This is a genomic window from Pseudomonas sp. JS425, from assembly GCF_018223845.1.
Lineage (GTDB): Bacteria > Pseudomonadota > Gammaproteobacteria > Pseudomonadales > Pseudomonadaceae > Aquipseudomonas > Aquipseudomonas asiatica.
In genome coordinates, this window is sequence record NZ_CP073661.1 from 3100312 (window position 1) to 3124220 (window position 23909).

Below are 23909 nucleotides of genomic sequence, written 5' to 3' on the forward strand. Positions count from 1 at the left end.
GAGCATCCGGACACCGATTCCACGGCCATCCGGACACTTTCCAGGCAGGCAGCTACGCAGGATTTATTCACTACCATCGACCTCTTTTTCGAAGCAGAGAGGTCGTCGTGGAGCGTTTGTCCATGCGTAAAATCCGTGAGGTGTTGCGCCTCAAGTTCGATTGCGGGCTGTCTGTCCGTAAGATCTCCCGCAGTCTGGGCATAGGCCACAGCAGTGCCGGTGATTACCTCTGTCGCTTTGCCGCCAGCGGTCTAGCCTGGCCCTGCTCGTTGTCCGATTCCGAACTGGAACAGCAACTGTTCCCACTGGCCCCTGCGGTGCCCAGTGAGCAGCGGCCACTGCCTGATTGGTCTTGGGTGCACGCCGAGCTGCGTCGCCCCGGCGTGACCCTGGCGCTGCTCTGGCAGGAGTATCGCCTGAGCCAGCCGCAGGGTTTTCAGTACAGCTGGTTCTGCGAGCACTACCGGGCCTGGCAGGGCAAGCTGGACGTGGTGATGCGCCAGGAACATCGCGTCGGCGAGAAGTTGTTCGTCGACTACGCCGGGCAGACGGTGCCGGTGATCGACCGGCACAGCGGCGAGATCCGCCAGGCGCAGGTGTTCGTCGCGGTGCTCGGCGCCTCCAGCTACACCTTCGCCGAAGCCACCTGGTCGCAGCAGCTGCCGGACTGGCTGGGCTCGCATACCCGCTGCTTCGCCTTCCTCGGGGGCGTGCCGGAGATCGTGGTGCCGGACAACCTGCGCAGCGCGGTGAGTAAGAGCCATCGCTACGAGCCGGACATCAACCCGAGCTACCGCGATCTGGCCGAGCACTATGGCGTGGCGGTGGTGCCGGCGCGGGCGCGTAAGCCGCGCGACAAGGCTAAGGCCGAGGTCGGCGTGCAGGTGGTCGAGCGCTGGATCCTCGCCGCGCTGAGGAACCGCCAGTTCTTCTCCTTGAACGAACTCAACAGCGCCATCGCCTTATTGCTGGAGCGCCTCAACCGACGACCGTTTCGCAAGCTGCCGGGCTCCCGGCACTCGGCCTTCGAAGCCCTGGATCGTCCGGTGCTGCGGCCGCTGCCGGAGCAACCCTACGTGTATGCCGAGTGGAAGAAGGCGCGTGTGCACATCGACTACCACGTCGAGGTTGATGGGCACTACTACTCGGTGCCGTACCAACTGGTGAAGAAACAACTGGAAGTACGCCTGACAGCGCGCACGGTGGAGTGCTTCCACGCCAATCAGCGGGTGGCCAGCCATCTTCGCTCACCGCACAAGGGCCGGCACAGCACACAGGCCGAGCACATGCCCAAGAGCCATCGCGAGCACGCCGAGTGGACGCCACAACGGCTGATCCGCTGGGCTGAGCAGACCGGGCCGAACACGGCCGGCGTGATCAGCCACATCCTCGAACGGCGCATCCACCCAACCCAAGGCTACCGGGCCTGCCTGGGCATCCTGCGCCTGGGCAAGACCCATGGCGAAGTGCGCTTGGAGTTGGCCTGCCGTCGCGCCCTCAGCCTCGGTGCGTGCAGCTACAAGAGCCTCGAATCGATCCTGCGCCAGGGTTTGGAAAGCCTGCCGTTGGCTCAAGCCAACCTGCCCCTGCTGCCGGACGACCACGCCAATCTGCGCGGCCCCGGCTACTACCACTGAACACAAGGAATCCCACCATGCTGCCCCATCCGACCCTGGACAAGCTCCAGACCCTGCGCCTGACCGGCATGCTCAAGGCACTCGCCGAGCAACTGAAAACCCCCGACATCGACAGCCTGAGCTTCGTGGAACGCCTCGGCCTGCTGGTCGACCGCGAACTGACCGAACGCGACGACAAGCGCCTCAGCAGCCGCCTGCGTCAGGCCCGGCTCAAGCACAACGCCTGCCTCGAAGACATCGACTACCGCAGCCCGCGCGGACTCGACAAGGCGCTGATCCTCCAGCTGAGCAGCGGTCAGTGGTTACGCGACGGACTCAACCTGATCATCAACGGGCCCACCGGCGTGGGTAAAACCTGGCTGGCCTGCGCCCTGGCACACCAGGCCTGCCGAGAGGGTTACAGCGTGCGTTACCTGCGCTTGCCGCGCCTGTTGGAAGAGTTGGGCCTAGCCCATGGCGACGGGCGCTTCGCCAAGCTGATGAGCGGCTATGCCAAGACCGACCTGCTGATCCTTGATGACTGGGGCCTGGCCCCGTTCACCGCCGAACAGCGCCGCGACATGCTGGAGCTACTGGACGACCGCTACGGCCAGCGCTCGACCCTCGTGACCAGCCAAATGCCCGTGGACAACTGGCACGAACTGATCGGCGATCCAACCCTGGCCGATGCCATCCTCGACCGCCTGGTGCACAACGCCTACCGGATCAACCTCAAGGGCGAGTCGATGAGAAAGCGGGTGAAGAAATTGACGGCGCCGGGCGCCTCAGACTAACAATGCAACCCCTGCGTCGCTGCGCTCCGACTGCCTGTCCGAATGATCGTGGAACAGGTGTCCGGATCAGCGTGGGCTGAGTGTCCGAATGGCGTGGAATCCGCACCTCTCGCTCGCGAGAGAAGTATTTCGGTTTGCGTTGGATGGTGGTGAACTGAGGAGCGAAGTAGAGGTTACCGGCCTCAAGCTCACTGCTCAGGTAGTCGAACACCTTCTGCTCGAATAGATCACCTTTAAGGTACGTGCTGAGTTTCGGGGTTTCTAGGGACGTCATTTCGCTCTGCAGTCCTACTCCAGCGCATTAGCTCGGGAACAATAGCGAAAAGCCATGACTCATCCAAGCGCTGGTTGGAGAAGGATAGGGATGTAGCGGGCGACGCTCTGGCTAATGTGCAGATTTGTGGGCGAGGTAATTTGGCCATCACATCAGTAGCTTACCTAGAGCCTTCGCCCTACCTCGCACGCACCGTACGAGCGAGAAAAGGTATTTTCAGCCGCACATTGGCCCCGCCTAGGATTTTCGCGAGCGCTGGACATTGCACATGCAGCATGTCGAGCCCTGGCAATTCGACGCGTGAGGAGATAAATACAAGACGAGCACGGCCTGTTCGATCCCGCACACACTCGAACATGCCCCCTGTCCAGCTATCAAGCTTACTTTGACCTAAGCGTCCTGGATGTCGTCGAGCGTCACATCCCCAGCGACTCTGGTACGGAGGCATGCGAGCCAACTCCCCAGGATCGCCGATTATGCTTATTCTTCGACCGGATCATCCACGCACACCAAGGGCTTAAGGCAGTTGGCTGTGTAGCCAGCTTCTTGGCGTCCGCTGTCACGGGGCAGGCCCAAACCTAATTTTGTGAGTGGGAGAAATTGATGAGGGATCGCAGTTAAGCGGACACCGTCGAGGCTAGGTCAACACACTACGGAATGCCGTTGCGTAGTTTTCTTCCTAGCAATCCTGTCAAAGACGTCCTGGTAGATCTGACGATCAGCCAATGAAAACAGCAGCATCTCCACCTCATGAATATGGTTGGTGTCATTCCAGAGCTGCATGCTAACGCCTCTTACTAGCTTCAGATACGACACGTAGGTATCGTGATCTGGAAGAAAATGACGCGCCTTCAAGCTTTTGGGATCACTGGGCTCACCCGATTTCAGGCATTGAGAAGCAGTGTCGTGACGTCCAGCATCCGCAATCTAGTATTCCTGCCCTCTGGCATCGGAAAGATCGGATGCCCGATGCCCTGGAGGTAATTGATAGCGTTCAGCGAGTTCGCCACACGAGCATCGTAGATACATGCCCATTCGGAGCAGACGATCGATGCCCATTTCGACCAGCTGCTGATGCGCTCGAAGGACGGCTTGAAGTCCAGCGGCATCAGCTTCTGTCCTTGATACTCAGCGAACAGCTCCAGCGTCTCGGATACTTTGGAAAAGCGTGTTATGCCTCCCCATTTTTTGATGAAATAGGTCGCTATGTCCCCATGCACGGTGATGCAGGCGGTAGACCGCACACGTGAGCGAAGGCCTTCCTTAAGCTCAAGGGTTTTCTGGAACCAATCCTGGCCCGCAAAGGAAATTCCGAAGAGCTTGGCAGCGTGCGCATCATCAAATTTCCAATCGTAAAGGGACGGCAAAAGATCCTTCTTGTCTCGCAGGTACTCTGCTACAGCGCTTTCCATACTCCATTCTCTTATGGGCTTTCGTTCCACCGTACGAAACAGGCAGAGCCCGCTTTATCTTCCGCTGGCATCGAAATATGTTGAGCAGGGGATGTCAATCTTAGAGTGAATACCAGAGCCGGCCAACCTTAAATTTGGGTACGTCAAGTCTTAAGCTCACTCATTTCTGAGTCTCCTGCTGCGACATTGTATTTTTTGAATTTACAGGGTTAGCATTCGAAAAATATACAGGGCTGTGATGCATGTCACAGAAAGTCGCTCATTTTTTGATCGTCGCCAGGTTTATTGTTCGGATCGCGCCTTTTGAGCCCATCGCCTCGATTGCTGGATGAGGAAGGTCAGCCTGTCATTTTGAGGCATTTTTCGTGACCACGTCCGGAAGCTCGCAATGGCAGCAAATGGGATTGCTGAAGACCGAAAGGGCGCGCTGAATAGACGCGGTGAAGGTGAACTGGTGTTCGGCGTTCACAAGTTCTGGCAGCGGGAGATACTCCCGCTGCATCACGGACGTCAAGAGGGGGGAGTGGCGGGAGGAAGTCCCGCAATGTAGTGCAGTGCTTCCAAATTCATGCTCAAACCGAGTATGAAACAGGATCGCCATCCGTTGAGGGAGCGGTCGGATGCCTCCTCAACCCTCTGCCAGCGCTGCAAGACCCTGATCACAGCATTGATGTCAGTCGGGTCATCAAAATAAGCATAGGGGTCGAGAAGTATTGAGCCCCATAGGTCGCGGATTTCTCTGTGGAAACCTGCTGGAACGATAATGTTGTCGATGTGCCACTTTGCAGTTACCAGCTCAGCGCCTGTGACATCATAAGGGACAGCATTGACCTCTGGTGCCTTCCAGGGAGGCGAGATCACGATGAGCATGATTCTGCGCTCTGCGAAGGCATCGAAATAAGGGTGAATTGGGCGCTCGCCGTCAAGCGTACCTCTGGTGAGGTTACCTCTCTTCGTATTGCAGTTGAAACACGCAGGCACCAGATTCTTGGAGTAGAAAGAAAACTCTGCATAAAAGCTTTTGGGCAAGTAATGATCCAGAGTGCCAACACCTCGCCCCCCGCACACCGGACAGGCGCCCGCCAGCGAATATCTTAATTGCTCTATAAAACCCAACGCCAAGGGTGGGCTTGTGTAGAGATGTTGCAAATGGGCTTTCTTATCCTCAAATCGCAGATCGATATCAACCAGCCACGGATTACCACAGCCTCGATCGTATTCCGCAAACCGGTCTCTCATAGCCGGCATGTGCGCCACGATGGCTTGCGCATTATCGGACTTTGAAGCCTCAAGAAGCTGCAGGTTTTCAATGTCATCTACGGCAGGCAGCGGGATTTTACGCATTTTCTCTATCCATTTTTTTATGGAGCAGCATCAATGCTTCAGTACTTAGCTCCCCCGAATACTTTTGCAAGGCCTCGGTAAATGTGCTGCTCTGATTTTTGGCATGAACGAGAAGCTCCTCATAAAGGTGGGTGGGAAGATCGTCGCCAAACACTTCGTTAGAAATGGACGCTACGTTGGCTCCCAGGGTCTGGAGGCGAGGGTGGCTCACCTTTATTAACCCCTCGGACTCCCACATGACATGCACTTGAGCACTTTGAACTTCGCGAACTACGAATGGTGAGTGAGTGGCTATTATTGCAATAGATTGAGTTGCCTCTAGGATTTTGTTGAGCGTTCGCATGAACCTTGAAATAAGATTCGGGTGCAAAAAGTTTTCAGGCTCATCAATAATAAAGGCGGAAGAAGGGCCGGCGTTTGCAAGTGCTATCAGGCAAAAGTTAATAAACGACTGCTGCCCCAAACTCAGGGCTCGTTCGGTACCGCGCTCGTCGACAAATTTAATTGGACGGGCGTGATCAATCTGTGCGATCTGTTCCAGTTGGCTGAATTCTCCGCCCTTCATCCAATCTTCAAAATTGGCATGACCGTCCCGCTTGTTAGAACTGGGCTCGTTATTGTTAGGAGGGCCGATCGGAATATAGAGCTGTAAATTTGGGAATTCAGCAGCGAGGACTTCTCGGAAAATGTCCAATGATTTGTACATCGGGCCAAGGCTGCGGGCAACATCGACCAACAGCTGTGTCATAGGCACCGAGTCGTATTTTTTGGGGGTAGCGGGGTTGAACGTGAATATCCGGGCTCTACCCATGCCTGCTTCTGAGGCAGGGGTAAACTGGCGGCGTGATGAGGTGTGAATGAAGGCCAGAACCTGGTTAAGATCTGGGCGATTAGTGATTTCTACGCTCTTGTTTTTTGTGTCCGCCAGCCCGCGTGCCAGTTTTGCAAGGGATGCAGTTTTACCAGACCCGTTTTGGCCGATTATGACTGAAATTCTCCCTCGGAAGAAATTCGACTTGTCAAAAAGAAAGTTGAAAGTAACGTTTGGCCCTTTTCCGATTAAGGCTGCACTGAAAGTCTGCCGTGCGTCCGCTGCCTTGATACTTAACCCTTGGATAATTCTCTTTGCCCGACGGAACGCGAAATAAGCTTCGCTTGATCTGATGAAGCCCAAAGAAAATTCTGACGAAGACGTGAAACCGCGCCAGGGAGCGTGGAACGCCGTCGCCACAGCAATGTCCTGAACGGCTGTTAATAGCTCTCTTGCTCGCTTGGCGCCGAAGATGATGTGCAGTATATTGTAAGATTTACTGTCAGACAACAGCGTTCTGAATGGGACTTTAAGTGATCGTGCGTCTACCGATTCAGGGCTTTGTACTATGTTGTTGAAGAACTCAATTAAATTGCGGAACCCTTGAACGGCACAGTGGCCGTTAAAGGTTTCGAAATAGCCATCTTTAGTCCTAAACGAAATTGAACAACCCATTCCAAACATGGAGTCGTTCCGTCCCCCTTGCTTAGGGATGATGTAGATGTCCGGATGACTTAAGTCAACACTCGCTTGGTTTTGATAAGCGAAACGAACGGTGACATGTTGCATCGGTGCTGGGTGTTTAGTCTTCATGCTGTTCGGTGTTGATCGCTCGATGATCGTTTCGGCTACGTAGCTGATTGCTAGCGGCGCACAGTTGTGTTGTGGCCAAATGATATCATGAGCATTGATGCCTCAACTGCCCAATTTCTCGCTCAGGCGCAATCTGCACGTTCTGATCAGTGGCGCAGGGCATGGAGGGTAGAGGTAATGGGCTTAACCAATTCCAGAGTACAAGCCGACTACAGCTTCCTGATTAACTTCGTTCAGCAGGCATTAGCGGCTTAAACAGCGAGACGAAGCGGCCTGCTGGCCTGACACCAGATGGTCGTTTTACTTGGCTACTTACAGTCACTTTTATGAATCCAAGCTGCGTATGCCGATATCAAGGTTTCGGGCAAGCTGGGTAGGTTCCCTTCGGCCCCTGCGATGGCAGAAGCGCTTTTGAACCATTCAGCAAGCCAGGTGATTAGCCGAAGGCGTGAGGTAGGGCATTGCATTACCTGACTTTCCAGAGCATCGGCCAGGCGACCGAGCTGTTCGATGCTGTCGTCTAGGCGCTGGATTTGGTCTGTCATAGCTCTGTCCTCGATTCGGTAACCTTCAAGCGTGCCCTCGATGAGGGAGACCTGCTTTGGGCAAGCTTGCGTTCGCGGGCCGCTTCCCAGTCCTCACTCTTGTCATCGTCTGATGAGGTCTTGCATGACATGCCTCTTCCAGGAGGGCGAGCCCCGATGGTTCGTAAACGCCAATGAGCAATTGAGTGTCATCGCGACGCGACAGTCATGCTTGGTTGTCCAAGTGTGCTCCGCTGCTGAGTATCTTCTCGTGCGTGTGGTGTTGCATCTCCGTATCTGCCCAACTCCAAACCGCCTGCCCCCGATAACGCATCCCTTGCTCCAGCCAAATCTCCACAGGAAAGCCCACACCGTTTCGTCTAGTACAGGGCTTTGGAGGTTAAGATGCTTTCAAGCGTGACGGTGCAGCCGCCTTCAGTCTAGCTCTTGTGAACCCAGCCCAGCTCCCCCTAAGCGCTTTGCCTTTGAACCTCCGATCCACACGCCCGCGTGCTCCGCTTTTATAGACCGTGTGTGGTGCGGTAGCTGCTACGGTGAGGCTCAGTGGTCGTCCCCTACTGGCTTGGCTCTGACTACCAAGGCCTTCAAGGGAGTTAACCATCCGTTGCTAGCCACGAGATGAGCGGCTAGAGTGTTGCAAGATTCGGTTATGATTCATATAGCATTCATTTGCGGATACCCTGTCTGCTTCCATCCGCGTTTTGGCGGGGCCTGGATTCCAGTTCTGAGGTCATTGCTTTGAAGAGGCGACATCGCAGGCATGAAGCTGCTCATCTATTCCGACTTGCATAATGAGTTCACGCCGTTTGAGCCTCCGGCTCATGACGTGGATGTGGTGATCCTGGCCGGCGATATTTCGACCAAGGACAGAGGCGTGAAATGGGCCAATGAAGCGTTCAAGTGCCCGGTGATTTACACGCCTGGCAATCACGAGTTTTACCGGGGCCACCTGGATCGAACGCTAGTGAAGATGCGCGAGTCGGCGGCAGAACATGTGTACGTATTGGACAACCAATCCCTGATCCTTGGCGAAACCAGGTTTCTGGTCTCAACCGGCTGGACAGATTTTACGGCTACCGGCGACTACCAAGCTGCCATGAGGGTGTGTGCGGAATGGATGAATGATTTCAAATACATCCGCATAGGCGAGGGTTACCGCAAACTGCGTCCTGCAGACCTCATTGCTCGTAACATCACCGCGCGGAAATTTTTGGTCACAGAGCTCGCCAAAGGATTTGAGGGGCGCACCATCGTGGTCACGCATCACTGCCCGCTCCGAGAGTTAGCAGGCGATGGTCATGAAGGGCATTTGGGGGCCGCCTATTTCAATGAGTGGCATGACCTGATTACCGAGGCTGACGCCTGGATCTTCGGCCACACTCATCATGCGGTCGACACAGTCATTTCGGGCTGCCGTGTCCTCTCAAATCCGCGTGGTTATCCGGGCGAGCGCACGGGTTTTTACTCGGACTTCATCATTGAGGTTTGACGGGATGCCCCAGCAGGTGCAGGCATATGAGCCTGCCATCGGCCCATCCCTGCACCCAAGAGCAGAACAATGAGCTCGGGTAGGACTAGTGCTTGACCGGCGACCGGAGTTTCTGAGGTGTAGAGAACGGCAGCTGGAGGTTCGCGTTAAGCGTTGGCTCTGCACACATCTTGGCCTCGCTTGTCGCGTGTAAATCCAGTTACAAGCTGTGCCACTGTCTGGCTATCATGAGGCGATTGCCTGGGCTAGGATTGGCCCGCTGCAGCGTCATCTAAAACGGCAGGCCTGAGTTCCCAGGTCGCTGAGCGTGGTCAGTCTGAAGGGATTCGTGTCGTGAAGCTCAAGTACATTCGCGTCTGTGGTTTCCAGTCGTTTGGCGTGAAGCCGGTGACGATTGATCTGGAGAGTCTTACCTTTCTCATCGGGCCAAACGGTTCTGGCAAGACCGCAACGCTGCAGGCGCTATGCCGCCTGTTTTCATTTGACCCCAATCAACGGCGACTCCGTCGATCCGACTTCTTCGTGCCGCATGACGAGGAAGATGTGCCGGCTGAGCGAGCGCTCTGGATTGAAGCGGACTTCCATTTTCCCGAGCTGACTGACGGCGGAAATGAGCACCCGACCATCCCTTGTCACTTCGGCCACATGCGCCTTGACGACCTTGATGGAGTGCCACGAGTCAGGTATCGCCTGGACGCCTCTATCGGCCTTGAGGACGAGATTGAGCAGAGTTTGCGTTATGTCCTGGATGTCGACGAGAGCGGCATCCCTATTGAGACGGTGCCCGTCCCGCGAGATGAGCGGACGCAGATTCAGGTGCATTACCTGCCGGCACGCCGAGATCCCGCTGAGCACATCACCTATGGCGCGAATGCGTTGTTGGGCCGTTTGCTCCGTGCGGTGAACTGGACAGACCAGCGCGAGAAGATCAGCCAGTTGACCACCGATATCTCGCAGAGCCTGCGTGATAATCGCTCGGTGGTCAGCCTTGGTGCCGGCATCACCAACGCCTGGAAGGCGTTGCACAAAGGGAAGTTTTTCAAAGATCCAAGCTTGACCTTCGTCGCAACCGAGATCGAGTCGTTGCTCCGGCATTTGTCGGTGTCTTTCACGCCCGGGCACGGTGAGCAGCAGGTCGATTTTTCGAGGTTGAGTGACGGCCAGAAATCGATGCTGTACCTAACACTGGTGCTGTCCTCCCAAGCTATCGGGCGCTCTGTACTTGGCGGCGATGACGAGTCGTTTGACATTGAAAAGCTGAGACCTGCCGTCTTTACGATCATTGCCCTGGAAGAGCCTGAAAACAGTCTCTCACCGCACTACCTCGGACGCATCGTGTCTTCGCTGAAGACGCTGGTGGGTGACCCTCATGCGTTCGACGCGCAAGCGTTGATCGCCACGCATGCACCTTCAATGCTGCGACGTGTTGAGCCGACCGATATTCGTTATCTGAGGCTCGATGACGCGCGGTGCACCGTGGTCTCAACCATTACGATGCCGCCAGACACCAAGGGCGAGTCATACAAGTTCGTGAGGGAGGCCGTGCAGGCATTCCCTGAGCTGTATTTCTCTCGTCTGGTGATCCTGGGAGAGGGTGACAGTGAGGAGATCGTGCTCCCGCGCCTGCTGGCCGCCAAAAGGCTGATGGTTGATGAGGCAGCGGTGACTATCGCTCCACTCGGTGGGCGACACGTCAACCACTTCTGGCGCCTGTTGAGCGGGCTGAACATTCCTTATGTGACGCTGTTGGATCTTGATGTCGGTCGGCATGGGGGCGGATGGGGACGTATCAAATACGTCGCGACCGAACTGATGAAGCACCGCCCCACTGTGGCGTACCTAACGGAAGATCAAGTCTCCAAATTACCCAAATGGGACAACCCTACATACCCTCTGCTGGATGTGGAAAAGAACCCGCAGTACAAGAATTACGTGCAGGATCTAGAACCGTTGGGCGTGTTTTTCTCATCACCGATGGATCTGGATTTCTCAATGCTAGTGGCCTTTCCCAAGGCGTTCGGCCTCTCACCAACGGACTTGGCATTGCCGAAGGTCAACCAGGTGAAATCGGTGCTCGGGGAGAGCTGCTTCAAGCCAACCCAATACACGCCATTGCAACGCAAGCATTTCATTGCGTATCACAAGCTGTTCAAGTTGGACAGTAAGCCCAAGTCCCATTTGGAAGCGCTTTCAAAGCTCACGGACGAGGAGCTTCTCAAAGCGATGCCGGCCTCCCTGTCGCGCTTGGTTGACCATGTGATCATGCGAGTCGAGGCGCTTCACGAATGATAAAGCCTGAGGAGTGGCGGTCGTCTGAGGGCATCGTGCTGGAGCCCAATGCTGAAATGACCGTGCGGGAGTTTCAAAGGTGTGTGGCGTTGACGGCAGGCCCAGGTTCCGGGAAATCTGAGTTGCTGGCACAGCGGGCGGACTTTCTGTTGACGACAGGTGCCTGCCGCTATCCCAAGCGAATCTTGGCTATCGCCTTCAAGGTAGATGCGAGTAACAACCTGCGTGAACGGGTGTTCAGCCGATGTGGGGCGGATTACGCAGGTCGCTTCGATAGCTATACCTTTCATGCGTTCGCCAAGCGGATTGTTGATCGATTTCGACCCGTGCTGACAGGTGAGGATGCGCTGAATGTCGGCTACAAATTGGTCGTGAAAGGGAAGGCGCACCCCGAGCAGACGGAATTCTCGGCACTGATTCCTTTGGCGATCAAGATCCTTGATGCCTATCCGTTGGCGGTCACGGCCATCCGGCAAACCTACAGTGATGTGTTCCTCGATGAGTTTCAGGACTGCACGGATGAGCAGTACGCACTGCTGCACCGACTGTTTGCCGGATCAGGACGCCGTGTGACGGCTGTAGGGGATGAAAAGCAGAAAATCATGGGATGGGCAGGGGCCTTGGACGGAGTGTTCGGACGTTTTGAGCACGACTTCTCGGCCTTGCACCTCAACATCTATCGCAACTTCAGGTCTCAACCGCAGCTTCTCCGGCTTCAGAGCGAGATCGTAAAAGTCCTTGACCCTGGCTCAGAGATGCCACCGGATATGCTCACCGGGGACGGTGGGGAAGTCCACGTACAGGCTTACCAGAGCTGCGAGGATGAGGCGTTAAGTTTGGCTGGGCAAATAGTCACTTGGATCAATGCCGATGGCATAGCGCCGGCCAGCATCGCAATCCTGGTGCGTAATCAACCGGAAGCGTACACGGTGAGACTGGCGGCAGCCTTGGACAGTTGGGGGATCGGTTACCGGAACGAAAGCCAGCTTCAAGACATCGCGACAGAGCCGATGGCATTGGTCGTGGTTGATTACCTGCTGTGCGTGTATGGCGTACGAGAGCCCATGGCCTGGACTCGCTTGATGCGACGTCTGATTCCTTCGGAAGATGATGCGGATGGAGCGCTACGTACGAATTGGGGTCGATTCATCAAAGAGGCTCGCAAGTTAGCGGCATCAGATCTCGCCTCGAAGTGCTATGACCAGCGCTGGGCGTTGTTGAAAGAGTTTCTGTCGATGGTCGGCGTCAGTCTGCTGACTGGACTTTCGCATGATTATGAATCGAGGGAGCGACTCAAAGAGGTGATTCGCGATGTGAAAAAGTACATCGACGAGGCCCTGGCCAGAGAGCCTGACCTGCTCAAAGCGTTGGCGCAGCTGTCCGATGATCAATCGATCCGGATACTTACGGTACACAAGAGCAAGGGGTTGGAGTTTGACACCGTGGTGCTATTAGGCGTGGAAGATCAAGCGTACTGGGGCAGGGATCAGCGAGAGGTGCGTTGCACGTTCTTCGTTGGCGTTTCCAGGGCAGTGAGACGTTTGGTGGTGACCACGACAGAGCATCGCGCCAACCTGCTTAACCTGAGCACCTGGCGGGAGCAGCGAACCGGGCATCGAGAATTTCTCGACTATGTCTGCCGCTGGCAGAATTGCCCGAAAACACCTGGAGAGCTGTGCGGCCCTGAGCATTGATATGCGCATCCGTATAGCGCCAATGGATTTCTCTCTATCTAGTCGTTGTCATCGCGGAGCGGTGCCTCTAGGGCCCCGACGGGGGCAAGTCGAGGGCTTACTGCTCCCGTCTCAATATGTTCAGCCGTCTCCGTCTGCGTAGGGCCAGGCTTTTTCTGCTCTGCCATGGGCAGAGTGAACAGCAGCATGGGCTCATATCCATGGCTTCGCTGGGCGCTTCGATCCGTCCAATAAAGGACTGGATCTCCTTCCTCTAAGCATTCCAACCCAGGCCGGCTGGTGAAGCGGGCAACATTTCAGGGTGACCCCTTTTATTGCACGCACAGCCCTTAGCCCAGCGCGACTAATTAGCCTTGTTGCGGATTCCGGCTATACGCCTTATATTATTCATAGGCGGATCAAGGGTTTGCCCGACTCGCTGTACGGTTGCCCCCGCTGGTTAGCGGGCATGGCAGTGGCCGGCGGAGTGTGGGTACAGATGTGAGCGAACCAATTTTCGGCTTAAACGAATCCAGAGAATCTTAAATGAGCAGGGAGCCGGTGGACGCCTACGCGAGCTACATGATCAAGACGTTTGGCGCGACGCGAGAAAACAGTCGTTTCTTTCGGTTGCCCAGGGTCATTCAGCGCGCAAAGGACGCGATCCCTGATGACTCGATTGTTGGATTTTTGGCCTGTGCCTTAGAGCGGGGAGGGCGGATGACCGGATTGATGTTTTGTGATCACCGGCATGATTTCCCGGAGGGGCTTCCTTCCCATACGCCGCCTATCGCACGTCGATCTCAGCAGGCCGGCTACCTAGTCATTGAGGCGAACACGGGAGGGCTCTACGTGGTTGCTCATTGGTACTACCAAAACGGCGAGCTGGGCCCTTTCTACGCGCTGCAGTGATCTAGATTCGAAGCAGCGTTCACTTAAAGCTGGGTGATGAACATTGCTTTTGGGCGTGCCCCTTGCTGGCCCCGCCGCCGATGAGGCAGCACAGGATGTGCTCCGGAACATGATGATCAGGCACCTGCTCAACCGGTTGAAGCAGGGCAGAACGTAAGAGGAAGCAGAGACTGTGATGAGTGAGCGAAGCGCAAAAGCATTCGGCAAGCCAACCGCGCGCAAGATGCAGAGCGCAAGCGCTGGGGTGGAATGGTGAACGAGCTGTTGGAAGATGTGTTTTACGGGGCTGCGCGCATGCTGATGGGATCTGGTCTTGCGGATGAGCCGTTGTTAGCCGCGGTACGGGATGAGTTTGCAGATCAGGAGTACTGCGTGGTGCGAGAGTGGTTAATTCTGGACGTCATGGTAAGTGAGCGTGACCAGGCGCTCATCGAAGCCAGGAATTTACAACCGGTCTTGCTCTACGCCCAGCGCGTGTTGTTTGACACCCGAGGTACAAGGCAGGGGGGTGTCCTGCTTACGGGTTTCCTCAGGAAGTACGAAGACTGCTTTTTTGAAGCGGAGGAAATGGTGTACGTGCTGGGTGGGCGTGGAGCCCGCAAGCATATATCAATGCCGGCGCTTAGGGCGTTATCGAAAATGTGCCGCGTGCTTCGCATGAGCCCGAGCCAGCGCGGCTGCTGGCCCTTGTTGCAAACATAAGTTACAGGTGATGGAGCAGATTTGCGGTGGGAACGGCGTTAGCCAGCATGAGCATTCGCGCCGATCGATTACACACTTGAGCGAAAGGAGTACGGATGTGCTCCCAAGCGCATCGCGTTTCGCTTTTTGATTACCTGAGCCGCAGTCTGCAACGCTTTCTGGTGATTAGCAGTAGGACTAAACAGATCATGAGTGAAGATCTTTTCTGTCACGATATCGGTGCCTTCCCCCCCTCGCGGCAGCCTTCATCTGGCAGTCTAAAGTCCCCAGGTGCTGTCCGACACTGACTTTAGATTTTCGATAACGCCTGATCACTGTGCCCGGAGGTCAGTCTCCCGGACAGATTTGTACAGTGTTGCCAGAACCCGTTGGCCAAGTTGGTGCCATTCAGCATTTCAGCCATGTGTATGTCCGTGATGTGCATGTTCTGCCAACTCTCTGTCTGTCCTCCTTAGCGCTTAGAAAGCTTTCGTCGTTGCGCCGGGGTGACCTGCGGTGGTAAACGGTACGACAAAGTGCCCAATTGCTGGTGAACCTTTATCAGGTGCGGCTCTACACTATCCACCAGCATGCCTGGTCATCGAATCGCGGGATCAACCCATGCAACAGGTACCCCCTGACGAAACAATTCGTGCTGCCTTGCAGAAGTCGCACGCCCGGCTTCACCGGCAGCATGGGATCGTCGTTGAATACGGTGTCATGTCGCTCAAATCGACAGACCTTGATGCGCTGCTCACTCAAGCCTGCACTGCTGTGGCGAAGGGTATGGAAACGCGGTTTGCCAAGGTGCTGACGCCGATTCCTGAAAGCGATGATTTCCTACTGTCCCACGGCGTCGGTTGGGACGACTCGGATATCGGTCACGCCACGGTAGGTGGCGATGTGGCCAGCCCTGCTGGCTACGCCATTGCTACGTACAGGCCTGTCTTGTCGAACCATCTGGGTCAGGAGTTCCGTTTTCGGACACCTGAACTGCTGAAGAAATACGGTATCGAGCGTGCGATCAATGTGCCGATTCGAGGCATTCTGGGGCCGTTTGGTGTCCTGGAAGCGGACAGCAGTGATGGCGATGACTTCATTGAGAGCGATCTGGTTTTCCTTGAGGGGATTTCCAACGTCATCTCGATGGCGGTAGAGCGCTTGAGTGAGTTGGCCAATGTGCCACCTGTCAATCCCTATTCGGAAAGCATGCTCAACGCCAGCCCGGACTGCGTCAAGATCCTAACCGCTAATGGCGAAATTGAGTTCATGAATGACGCCGGCATATGCCTCATGCAAATTGGTCATCTTGCACAGGTACGTGGCTTGTCGTGGTTGCAGTTGTGGCCGGACGAGTCTAAAGGGCTTGTTCAGAACGCCGTGACTAAAGGTACAAACGGGGAGTCCATACGCTTCGAGGCGTATTGCCCCACGGCTAACGCCGAGCCGAAATGGTGGGATGTCACCGTGGCACCTATCCTGGGCACGGATGGCAACGTGGATAAACTGATCGCAGTTTCCCGAGATATTACCGAGCGACATAGCTACGAAGCTCAATTGTTGTCCCTGATCGAAGCTCAGAACAGTCGCCAGACCACCACCGACCTGCACCTGGAAGAGATCCATCATCGGGTCAAGAACAGCCTTCACCTGGTCAATACGCTGCTCCTTCTACAGGCCAACCTGACACCGGATGAGGCGGTAAGGCTCCAACTGCAGGCGGCGGCGGGGCGGGTGGTCACGATCGCTAGTGTTCATGAGCGGCTTTATCAAAGCGCTGGTACGCAAGATGTGCGAGCTTCGGATTACCTAGCGGCACTGCTAAGTGATCTAAGCAAGGCGTTGTCTGATCGAAGAATCATTCTCAATGCTGACAACTTCATTCTGCCGCCAGAGAGAATGGCACCGCTTGGTCTGGTCATTTCGGAACTGATCACCAACTCTCTGAAATATGGAGTGGGGACAATTACGGTCAGCGTGAAGGGTATTGAAGATCACGCCCTGATTACGGTAGTAGATGAAGGGGACGGCTTCCCTGAATCGTACCCCAAGCCGAGCGGCACGGGCCTAGGGATGCGCTTGATCAAGAGCTATTCCGGGTATGGTGGGACAGCGATCACGGTCGACCGCAAAGAAAAGCACAGCACCATTCACGTGCGGTTCAAGCTTTAGAGAGGGGCCGGCACGTGGAAATTCTGGTGATCAGTTTCGCTCTCACCAAAACCGCGTGCACGTCGTCGGCCTTGTAGCTGAAGATCGGAAAGTGTTTCGGGTAGTCTTTTTACGCGTCAGGCACTTTCATTTTTTCAGGGTGACAATTCCCTCTCGTCTCAGCACCTCAACGTTTGTTGGTTTTACCTGAGTTTGGTTGAGCTCAGGAATCGAGATCCAGCGACACTCAACTTTTTCGCGTGCAGGGTGGGGCTCCCTGGAGCGGGGTACAACAATCCGGTACAACCAGTGCTCTTCCGTTTCAAGCACATGATGGCCCAGGAACTGAGCTTCGCTGAGCGATAAGCCGTTTCCTCGTCCAATTGACGGCGAGCAGCCTCAATCTGGGTCTGACCCGGATCGATTTTTCCTCCTGGCAGTGACCATTCGGTTGACTCCTTTCGTACAAGCAACACCTCGTCAGCTTGAAGGCAGATGACCGTGGAATGGAGTTCTCTCGATTGGTTCATGATGCTTCCTCCGTTTGACGGAAGGCCATACAAATGCGCCAAAGTTCATACGAAAACTCGACGGTTGGAAGCAACGGTTGTCAGCCGTCGGAATGATCCAAGCGTACTGGCAATTGGACTGCGTGGGGTTTGGCCTGGACTATCGTGTGATTTAAACCTGCCTAATACTAAAGTCGTAGGAGAGCGGTATGCGCATACGCGGTGACATTTTTTGGGATTGGGCTGACCCAACGCTTCACCACCGCACTCATGCTGAGATGCTCGATGACGGCACGATGGTAGATGTTCAAGTACGTCTGTCGCGAACAGGCAACACGCAGATGTTCATAGGCGTATACGCGAAGAGCGGAATGGTTCTGCATGAGGAGGCGTTTGACTCAAGGCAAGGTGAGTCTATGACGCGATCACTGGTTTTGGGCATTGGCCGAGCGAGATGGCTGGCCAAGGATGAACTGCCTAATCGCTCATTAGCCAACGCACGGTCGGTGTAAGCCGTCGTCGTTAGATTCGATGGTGAGTGGGCGACCGTGGCGAAGGATTTAGGACGCAGGTCGATCCCTTTTGAGTAAGGCAGTGCATCCATAGCGCTTGGCCGTGAACCGAGCTTAGCGGTTGTTCTCAGTCCTAATGCCTTCCTCCTGTGCCCGAGGCCTCGGTGATGTCACTCTGTTGGACGTCGGGCTTTGGCCCAGTGATGTGCCTTCTCCTACTACCTTGGTGAGCAGCATTGATCGACCCTTGTTGATCAACACGCTGACGCGTTGGCAGGCATGGGCGATCGAGAGGTGGGGCGCTCCACTCCCCATCATCATGCGGATCCGCGAGTGATCCAGCGACGATGAAAACAGCCGGCAGGCGCCAGTTCGCAGGTACGAATTCACTTCAGCAATCCGAATGCGCAGCAGCGCAGTGAGCTGCCCTCAGCGTAGCAGGCTCAGGGGGGAGGTTCAGTTGCGTAGGTTGACACATCGAAAAATCTGCATAGAATTCGAAGTTGACATATTTCAGTTTTTGCAGAATTTGAGGATGGCTTGATGATCGTTAACCAACACCCCAGTCAATTCGAACCTCGTCTGCTCCCTGAGTATGTCGATAGGTTTTGCCAAGAGGTCGCTTCGGTGGCGTATAGCGCTCTCGAAGATGCCAGTGGTCAGTACGACACACCCTACACGCGGGGTACGCTGCTTTTTGGCCGTCAACAAGGCCTGTGCAAGACCTTGGCCGCGGACAAGACCATGCCCTGGCTTCAGCTTCGCAATGCAACTCTGGACTTCACGGTCTCGCTGAACGGGGTATTGCTTCAAATTGTCACCGACGACCCCTTCGCCATCAAGAAGGCTCATCGCACCAGGCCCAACCCGATCGAGCTGCATCAGCTCTCGATTTTTGAAGTCTCCCCAGAGGTCTGCACGTGGCGCGTGTACGTGTCGAGCACATACGATTTGGAATTTCCGAAGATCAACGTAGCCATGGTGGGCTTTGATGCCAGCCACGACGTCGTTTGCATTTGGAAACATGAGCAAAACAATGGCGTCTCGGTCAGGGCCATGGAGCAGCACCAACCTGTTGACGTGCCGGAGGCGAAAGTCATGCGTAAGCCGAAAGGCGCAGATGCGGACAACTCCGGTGCCAAGACACCTGATAATGATGAACAGTGATAATGGATGACAGAACAGGCCAGCTCTCTTTTGAGAATGAGTTTTCTCCAGAGAAGCTTCGATTGGCTCGATGCGCTGCGGGACTTTCCCTCGCAGAACTGGGCGTGCTGCTGGGCGTCAGCCGACAATACGCCCATAAGCTTGAAATCAACGCGGTTCCAAACAGAACGCAGCTGGAGCTAATTACGAAAGCGCTCGGGGTGACGGAGGCTTTTCTTTCCAGTCCAAGGCGTGGCTCCGTCGAGCTGGAGCAGTGTCATTTTCGCAGCCTTCGCTCGTCCACTCAGACGGTAAAAAAAAGCATTGCCTCCCAGGTCGAGCTTTTTGAAATGCTCCTCACCGAGCTTGAGAAGGAGGTGGATTTTCCGAAGGTCGGCTTCGATCCCTTTGAGGAACCCATTACGGGTGATGATGTGATCGAAAGAGCCGCAGAAGGTTTCCGCCGCCAGCTTTCGGTTGGGATCGGCCCGATTGCCAACATCACGCGGCTACTCGAAAGTGCGGGTGTACTCGTGGTCAGCCTGGCGGATGCAGATGATCGCGTGGATGCCTTTTCACTGTTCAACAAACGCCCTCTGATCGTTCGAAATACTGCCAAGGAGAATCCATGCCGGCAACGTTTCGATCTGGCGCATGAGCTTGGTCATCTTGTGATGCATCAAGGCATTGAGACGGGCTGCAGAGAAACAGAGGCTCAGGCAAACCAGTTCGCCAGTGCCTTGTTGATGCCGCGGGCGAGTTTTGGTGGTGAGTTTCCACCGATGCGAGGCCAGTACCTGAATTGGTCGGCCTTGGGAGAGCTCAAGATGCGATGGAAAGTGAGCTTCAAGGCCATTATCTATCGTGCGCAGAGTTTGAACCTGATCACCCAGGATCAGGCCAGGTCGGGGTTCACCTACCTCAATCGTAACGGCTTCACCAAGCGTGAGGAGCTGGATGAGCGCATTGAGATGGAGTGCCCTACGCTCGTTCAGAAAGCCATTGATCTCATGGATCATGCCAGTTGGCGTTTGATCCTGAAGGATTCAGGGCTTACTGATTCGCTGGTCACCGACCGTTTCATGCTCAAAGTACCTGCGGCTCCCCTGTCTTTGGTGAAATGAAGGGCTGTGCTGTCTCGTTAACCTGATGTCCGTTCGAAGTGGTTGAGGTATACGAGGCCAAAATAAGACTTGGAGAGCTTAGGCGGTCTAGTGAGATTACTGCTATGAGCAGTGTGGCAAGCAAGTGCTCGATGATGCGGTTATCAATCGAGCGCGTTGCTCATAGCGCCGACCTAAGCACTGTCTTTCCTCCACATGTCATTTACCGTCGACGTGCTCATCCCTAAGCGATCGGCGGTTTCTTTCTGCGTGAAACCTGCGGCCTTATGCCTAAGTACCTCGGCGAGCTTGTCCGCGTTTTGGGGAGTTCCTCGTGGTCTTGATACCAGCTCTCCGTTGACGATCTGGTCACCAAGCATTTCCATTCCGCCTGATTTCTCAAACTGGACGAGTTCCTGCTTCAAGCGAGATAGCAAAGCAGAGGTAGGCTGATCGTCCTGCGTAGCCAGGGTAAGTGCCAGCAGGGTAAGGGGGCTGACCTCTAGTGCACTGCTCAGCGCCTGCAGTTTGTCCAAGGTAGGGGCAGACTCGCCCTTTTCCAGTCGGCCTACATATGGGCGGCTTGTGGAGCGGGCGACCATTTCCTGGGAAAGCTCTTTGCTGCTGCGTATCGCCCTGAGCGCTGCCGCAAACGCTACTTTGATGTCCATCTATTCGCCGCCCAAAGGCGAGTATGTAGCCATGTTGCGTGATACGGCTCTACACCGTATAGTTTTCAATTCCGGATTACCCCGTTGTGGATGGAGGCGCCTGGTACAGGGCCAGCCAGCGGACAGGACGCTCGCTGGGTGTTCAGTTGGGGTCGTCAATGAATCAATTTACGGCTAAATCGAGTTGGATGCTAATCGAAGTGGCATCGCGCGGTGTCGAGCCTCCTGCGATCAATGTTGAACAAACGCCAAGGCTAGCGCTAAGCATGAAGCTCCTCGTTTATTCCGATCTACATAACGAGTTCGACCCATTCTCCCCACCGATGGTCAATGCTGATGTGGTGATTTTGGCAGGAGACATCTCTACGCGGGTTAAGGGCGTCGAGTGGGCGAACGAGGCGTTCAACTGCCTGTGTCTCTACGTTGCGGGTAACCATGAATTTTATGGCGGCCATCTTGACCGTACCTTGGAGAAGATGAAGGCGGTTGCTGCACCCCACACGCGTGTGCTGGAGAACGAGGTGTTCGTTCACGGCAATGTTCGGTTTATCGGGACGACCGGTTGGACGGACTTCACCAGCAGCGGTGACCAGCTACTTGCCATAGGGATTGTGAGCGATTCCATGAATGACTTTCGCAAGATCCGTACAGAAGATCATCGCCGAATCAGGCCGGATGATCTGGTCAAGCGTAACCACATAGCGCGTGACTGGTTGGAGGCTCAGCTCAGCACTCCTTTCGGTGGGAAGACTGTGGTGATCACCCATCATGCGCCGATGGTGGAAGTTACGGGCCAGAGGAATGACGGCCATGTGATGTCGGCCTTTGCCAATCAATGGCGTGGCTTGGTACTGCAGGCTGACGTGTGGGTATTCGGCCACACCCACAAGGCTGTAGACGCACAGGTGGGCTCCACTCGCGTCGTTTCCAATCCTCGTGGTTACCCAAACGAATCCACTGGATTCAACGCAGAGTTTTTGGTGGAGCTTGGTTGTGTCTGAACGGCGGCGAACTGTCGGTGTGGTCGGCAGTTATTGGTACTGCGTGGATGGTGAGATTGGGCCGTCACATGCGATGCCGTAACGCGGGTGCATCGAGCAAGGTTAGCCAGTGGCTGCTCAGACTTCTGGTGGGGGAGCCGCTTAGTGCTGATGAGCGCCGAGTGACTGAGTCAATTAGGGCGCTCAAAACGCTGAAGGTGATCCAGGGTAGGGTTTCGATTGATCCAAGCGAAGTGCTGGATTACCCGGGGTACTTGGAGTCCAGGCAGAGAGCTGCGGAATGGGTCAGACGCGTAAGGCGTTAGAGGCTTGTGAGGGTGTGGCGCAGCTGTATTCGTCAGCGATTGCGCTGACGCTTAATCGAAGAGGGCAGTGTGGAGCAGCACCTGATTTCCGACATCTTGCATGGCCCCGCCTTGGTGATTGGAGGCTCGGGATTAAGTGATTCCGAGGCTATCAAAGCCGCATCGGAGGAGTTTTCCGGCGTACGATTTTATGTTGTGCGTCAGTGGATGCTGCTTGACGTTGTGGTGTCCGCCGAATGGGAGCGTCACCTGGAAGGGCTCGCCCATATGCCGACGGTGTTGTACGCCCACGCAGTGGTGCATGACAGCGCAGGTCAACTCGAAGCCGGGAGTAGTTTCCTGACAGGCCCGGCACTTGAGTCAAAGGATTGTTTCTTTGCCTGTGGTCAAGGGCTGTTCGTATTGGCCGGCTCAGGTGCGCGCAAAAAAATCAGTCTGCCGGCATTACTTGCCTTGAGTAACGCAGTGGGCACAACGTCGTTGATTGATAGGGCACATATCCGCAACGACCCAGCCATTGTGGCGGCGTCCAAAAGCGTGGCATTCACCAAGCCATGATGGAGTGGCTACCAAAGTTGCCATCCTGATCGGTCAGTTGAACACGCCTGATGTTCCGGGCACGTTGAGATTGTCAGCTTAAGGGAGGAGTACTTTTGTGCTCTCGGCTGAACACTCTCGTTTCGGTACAGCCGCGCATGCAATGGGGGTGCCCCGATCGCTTGGTAACCGCTTTGATGAGGACATCGGGGACAGAGACCGTGCGCTTGATCAGGGCTAAGATCCCGGTTGACTGCTCATGCCCTGGCTAGCACACGTTACTCCTCCGGCAAGTGCCAGAGCCTACCGACAGTGGATTTTGGCAGGCCCAAGCGTGCACTCACAGAGGCCTGGGATTCCCCAGCTGCTTTAGCCTGCCGGATGGCCGTGAGTTTGTGCGGGTCGACTTGCCGACCTGGTCGCACCCGGTTCACCTTGCCATCGTGATAGTGCTCACCGATCCGGTCTCGTGCGCCCAGCGCGTCGATCTTTTGAAACTCGCTTCTCAGCAACTCCAGAACCTGGTCATCGCTGAGTCCTTTTTCCAAGGCGCAGGCGAGCACAACCAGCGCTGCAGGCTCTACCTCAAGTCGTGCGGAAACGGCTTCGAGTTTGCCGATGGTGATACTTGAGCGCCCATTTTCAATGTTGTGCATGTGGCGAGCTTCAACAGAGCCCGACATTTTCTCCTGTGATAGGCCTTTGGCATTTCTGATCACGCGTACCAAGGCTGCAATCGCCGGCATCAGTGGCATCAATATTCCTCGAAATCGAGGATAGAGCCATGTTTCCGACTCCCGAACCATGCAATATAGTGCCTCTATCGGGATATCAGGGTGCCATTGCTTTGTGGCTTCCGGCCACGGTAGTGAGCTTTGAGATGCCGAAGCGGCTGTGCCTTGGGGCGACAGCCTGTCGCTGTCCGCATGGACGAATGTACGCACTCGGGAATGATTGCCCAGTGCAGGAATGGAGTGTTTCCAATGTCGGATGCGATTGTGGTGAAGGGCGTCCTGGAAGTGATGGGCCCATACAACAACCTTCCAGAAGGGAGTGAATACACATACGTCAGGTTGAAAGAGGCCAGCGGCGCAGTACGCTTGATCCGGAAGGTCGGGGTAGGGCACTACATTGCGTCCTACCTCAAGCCTGGAATGGAGGGTGAGTTCTATTTCGTGAAGCTGGGGCGGCTTGGCTTTATTTTGTACGCAATCAAGACGGCAGCTGGTGAGAAGCTCTATGAAGCTGGGGATTCCACGCGCACTTGGACACCCATTCCACGAACACTTGGACAGTGATTCCACGCTGACTTGGACACCCA

General features: G+C 55.4%; 20 protein-coding genes. 14 read left to right on the top strand and 6 right to left on the bottom strand.

Going from position 1 to position 23909, the window contains the following annotated elements:
* Positions 1 to 122 precede the first annotated feature (122 nt).
* Positions 123 to 1637: an IS21 family transposase gene (gene istA / locus KDB76_RS14550; protein WP_038408847.1), complete on the top strand. Its 1515-nt coding sequence runs from the start codon at positions 123 to 125 to the stop codon at positions 1635 to 1637.
* Between the two features lie 17 nt (positions 1638 to 1654).
* Entirely contained in the window at positions 1655 to 2410 is a 756-nt protein-coding gene (gene istB, locus KDB76_RS14555) for an IS21-like element helper ATPase IstB (protein WP_038408850.1), read from the top strand.
* Positions 2411 to 3568: 1158 nt separating this feature from the next.
* Here the strand turns inward: istB and KDB76_RS14560 are convergent.
* The 3 genes from KDB76_RS14560 to KDB76_RS14570 form a co-directional block, all read right to left on the bottom strand.
* On the bottom strand, positions 3569 to 4096 hold the full coding sequence (locus KDB76_RS14560; protein WP_196304899.1) for a hypothetical protein: 528 nt from the start codon (positions 4094 to 4096) through the stop codon (positions 3569 to 3571).
* A gap of 510 nt (positions 4097 to 4606) precedes the next feature.
* Complete coding sequence (locus tag KDB76_RS14565; RefSeq protein ID WP_049870842.1) at positions 4607 to 5440, bottom strand: hypothetical protein; 834 nt, start codon at positions 5438 to 5440, stop codon at positions 4607 to 4609.
* The gene (locus tag KDB76_RS14570) at positions 5433 to 7064 is read right to left on the bottom strand and encodes an AAA family ATPase (RefSeq protein ID WP_080963482.1); all 1632 of its coding nucleotides are present in this window, start codon (positions 7062 to 7064) and stop codon (positions 5433 to 5435) included. The genes KDB76_RS14565 and KDB76_RS14570 overlap by 8 nt, the downstream gene beginning before the upstream one ends.
* 1305 nt (positions 7065 to 8369) lie before the next feature.
* On the opposite strand from KDB76_RS14570, the gene KDB76_RS14575 reads away from it, so the two are divergent.
* The 6 genes from KDB76_RS14575 (at position 8370) to KDB76_RS14600 (ending at position 16825) form a co-directional block, all read left to right on the top strand.
* The gene (locus tag KDB76_RS14575) at positions 8370 to 9098 is read left to right on the top strand and encodes a metallophosphoesterase (RefSeq protein ID WP_038410314.1); all 729 of its coding nucleotides are present in this window, start codon (positions 8370 to 8372) and stop codon (positions 9096 to 9098) included.
* Positions 9099 to 9431: 333 nt separating this feature from the next.
* Positions 9432 to 11387 (top strand): AAA family ATPase, encoded by a 1956-nt coding sequence (locus KDB76_RS14580; RefSeq protein ID WP_038410315.1) that lies wholly within the window; start codon positions 9432 to 9434, stop codon positions 11385 to 11387.
* The gene (locus KDB76_RS14585) at positions 11384 to 13081 is read left to right on the top strand and encodes an ATP-dependent helicase (RefSeq protein WP_038410316.1); all 1698 of its coding nucleotides are present in this window, start codon (positions 11384 to 11386) and stop codon (positions 13079 to 13081) included. Before KDB76_RS14580 ends, KDB76_RS14585 begins: the two co-directional genes overlap by 4 nt.
* Positions 13082 to 13606: 525 nt before the next feature.
* A complete protein-coding gene (locus KDB76_RS14590; protein ID WP_038410317.1) occupies positions 13607 to 13972 on the top strand; it encodes a hypothetical protein in 366 nt (121 codons plus the stop codon).
* 252 nt (positions 13973 to 14224) lie between these two features.
* Positions 14225 to 14674: a hypothetical protein gene (locus KDB76_RS14595; protein ID WP_144241802.1), complete on the top strand. Its 450-nt coding sequence runs from the start codon at positions 14225 to 14227 to the stop codon at positions 14672 to 14674.
* Between the two features lie 600 nt (positions 14675 to 15274).
* Positions 15275 to 16825 (top strand): histidine kinase dimerization/phosphoacceptor domain -containing protein, encoded by a 1551-nt coding sequence (locus tag KDB76_RS14600; RefSeq protein WP_038410318.1) that lies wholly within the window; start codon positions 15275 to 15277, stop codon positions 16823 to 16825.
* 182 nt (positions 16826 to 17007) lie between these two features.
* Here KDB76_RS14600 and KDB76_RS14605 read toward each other — a convergent pair whose 3' ends face one another.
* Entirely contained in the window at positions 17008 to 17334 is a 327-nt protein-coding gene (locus tag KDB76_RS14605) for an NUDIX domain-containing protein (RefSeq protein ID WP_321029171.1), read from the bottom strand.
* A 188-nt stretch (positions 17335 to 17522) separates the two neighbouring features.
* Between KDB76_RS14605 and KDB76_RS29830 the strand changes: the two genes are divergently transcribed.
* The 3 genes from KDB76_RS29830 (at position 17523) to KDB76_RS14615 (ending at position 20095) form a co-directional block, all read left to right on the top strand.
* Positions 17523 to 17825: a hypothetical protein gene (locus KDB76_RS29830; RefSeq protein WP_038410319.1), complete on the top strand. Its 303-nt coding sequence runs from the start codon at positions 17523 to 17525 to the stop codon at positions 17823 to 17825.
* A gap of 543 nt (positions 17826 to 18368) precedes the next feature.
* On the top strand, positions 18369 to 18992 hold the full coding sequence (locus KDB76_RS14610; protein ID WP_038410320.1) for a hypothetical protein: 624 nt from the start codon (positions 18369 to 18371) through the stop codon (positions 18990 to 18992).
* A gap of 2 nt (positions 18993 to 18994) precedes the next feature.
* Entirely contained in the window at positions 18995 to 20095 is a 1101-nt protein-coding gene (locus tag KDB76_RS14615) for an XRE family transcriptional regulator (protein ID WP_038410321.1), read from the top strand.
* A gap of 173 nt (positions 20096 to 20268) precedes the next feature.
* On the opposite strand, the gene KDB76_RS14620 is transcribed toward KDB76_RS14615, so the two are convergent.
* Positions 20269 to 20745, bottom strand: a complete 477-nt coding sequence (locus KDB76_RS14620) for a helix-turn-helix domain-containing protein (RefSeq protein WP_038410322.1) — start codon at positions 20743 to 20745, stop codon at positions 20269 to 20271.
* A gap of 266 nt (positions 20746 to 21011) precedes the next feature.
* On the opposite strand from KDB76_RS14620, the gene KDB76_RS14625 reads away from it, so the two are divergent.
* Both KDB76_RS14625 and KDB76_RS14630 read left to right on the top strand, forming a co-directional pair.
* Complete coding sequence (locus KDB76_RS14625) at positions 21012 to 21746, top strand: metallophosphoesterase (RefSeq protein WP_038410519.1); 735 nt, start codon at positions 21012 to 21014, stop codon at positions 21744 to 21746.
* A gap of 374 nt (positions 21747 to 22120) precedes the next feature.
* Complete coding sequence (locus tag KDB76_RS14630) at positions 22121 to 22609, top strand: hypothetical protein (RefSeq protein ID WP_049870844.1); 489 nt, start codon at positions 22121 to 22123, stop codon at positions 22607 to 22609.
* Between the two features lie 257 nt (positions 22610 to 22866).
* On the opposite strand, the gene KDB76_RS14635 is transcribed toward KDB76_RS14630, so the two are convergent.
* Positions 22867 to 23343: a helix-turn-helix transcriptional regulator gene (locus KDB76_RS14635; protein WP_038410323.1), complete on the bottom strand. Its 477-nt coding sequence runs from the start codon at positions 23341 to 23343 to the stop codon at positions 22867 to 22869.
* Positions 23344 to 23571: 228 nt separating this feature from the next.
* Between KDB76_RS14635 and KDB76_RS14640 the strand changes: the two genes are divergently transcribed.
* Positions 23572 to 23886: a hypothetical protein gene (locus tag KDB76_RS14640; RefSeq protein WP_235208024.1), complete on the top strand. Its 315-nt coding sequence runs from the start codon at positions 23572 to 23574 to the stop codon at positions 23884 to 23886.
* Positions 23887 to 23909: the final 23 nt, after the last annotated feature.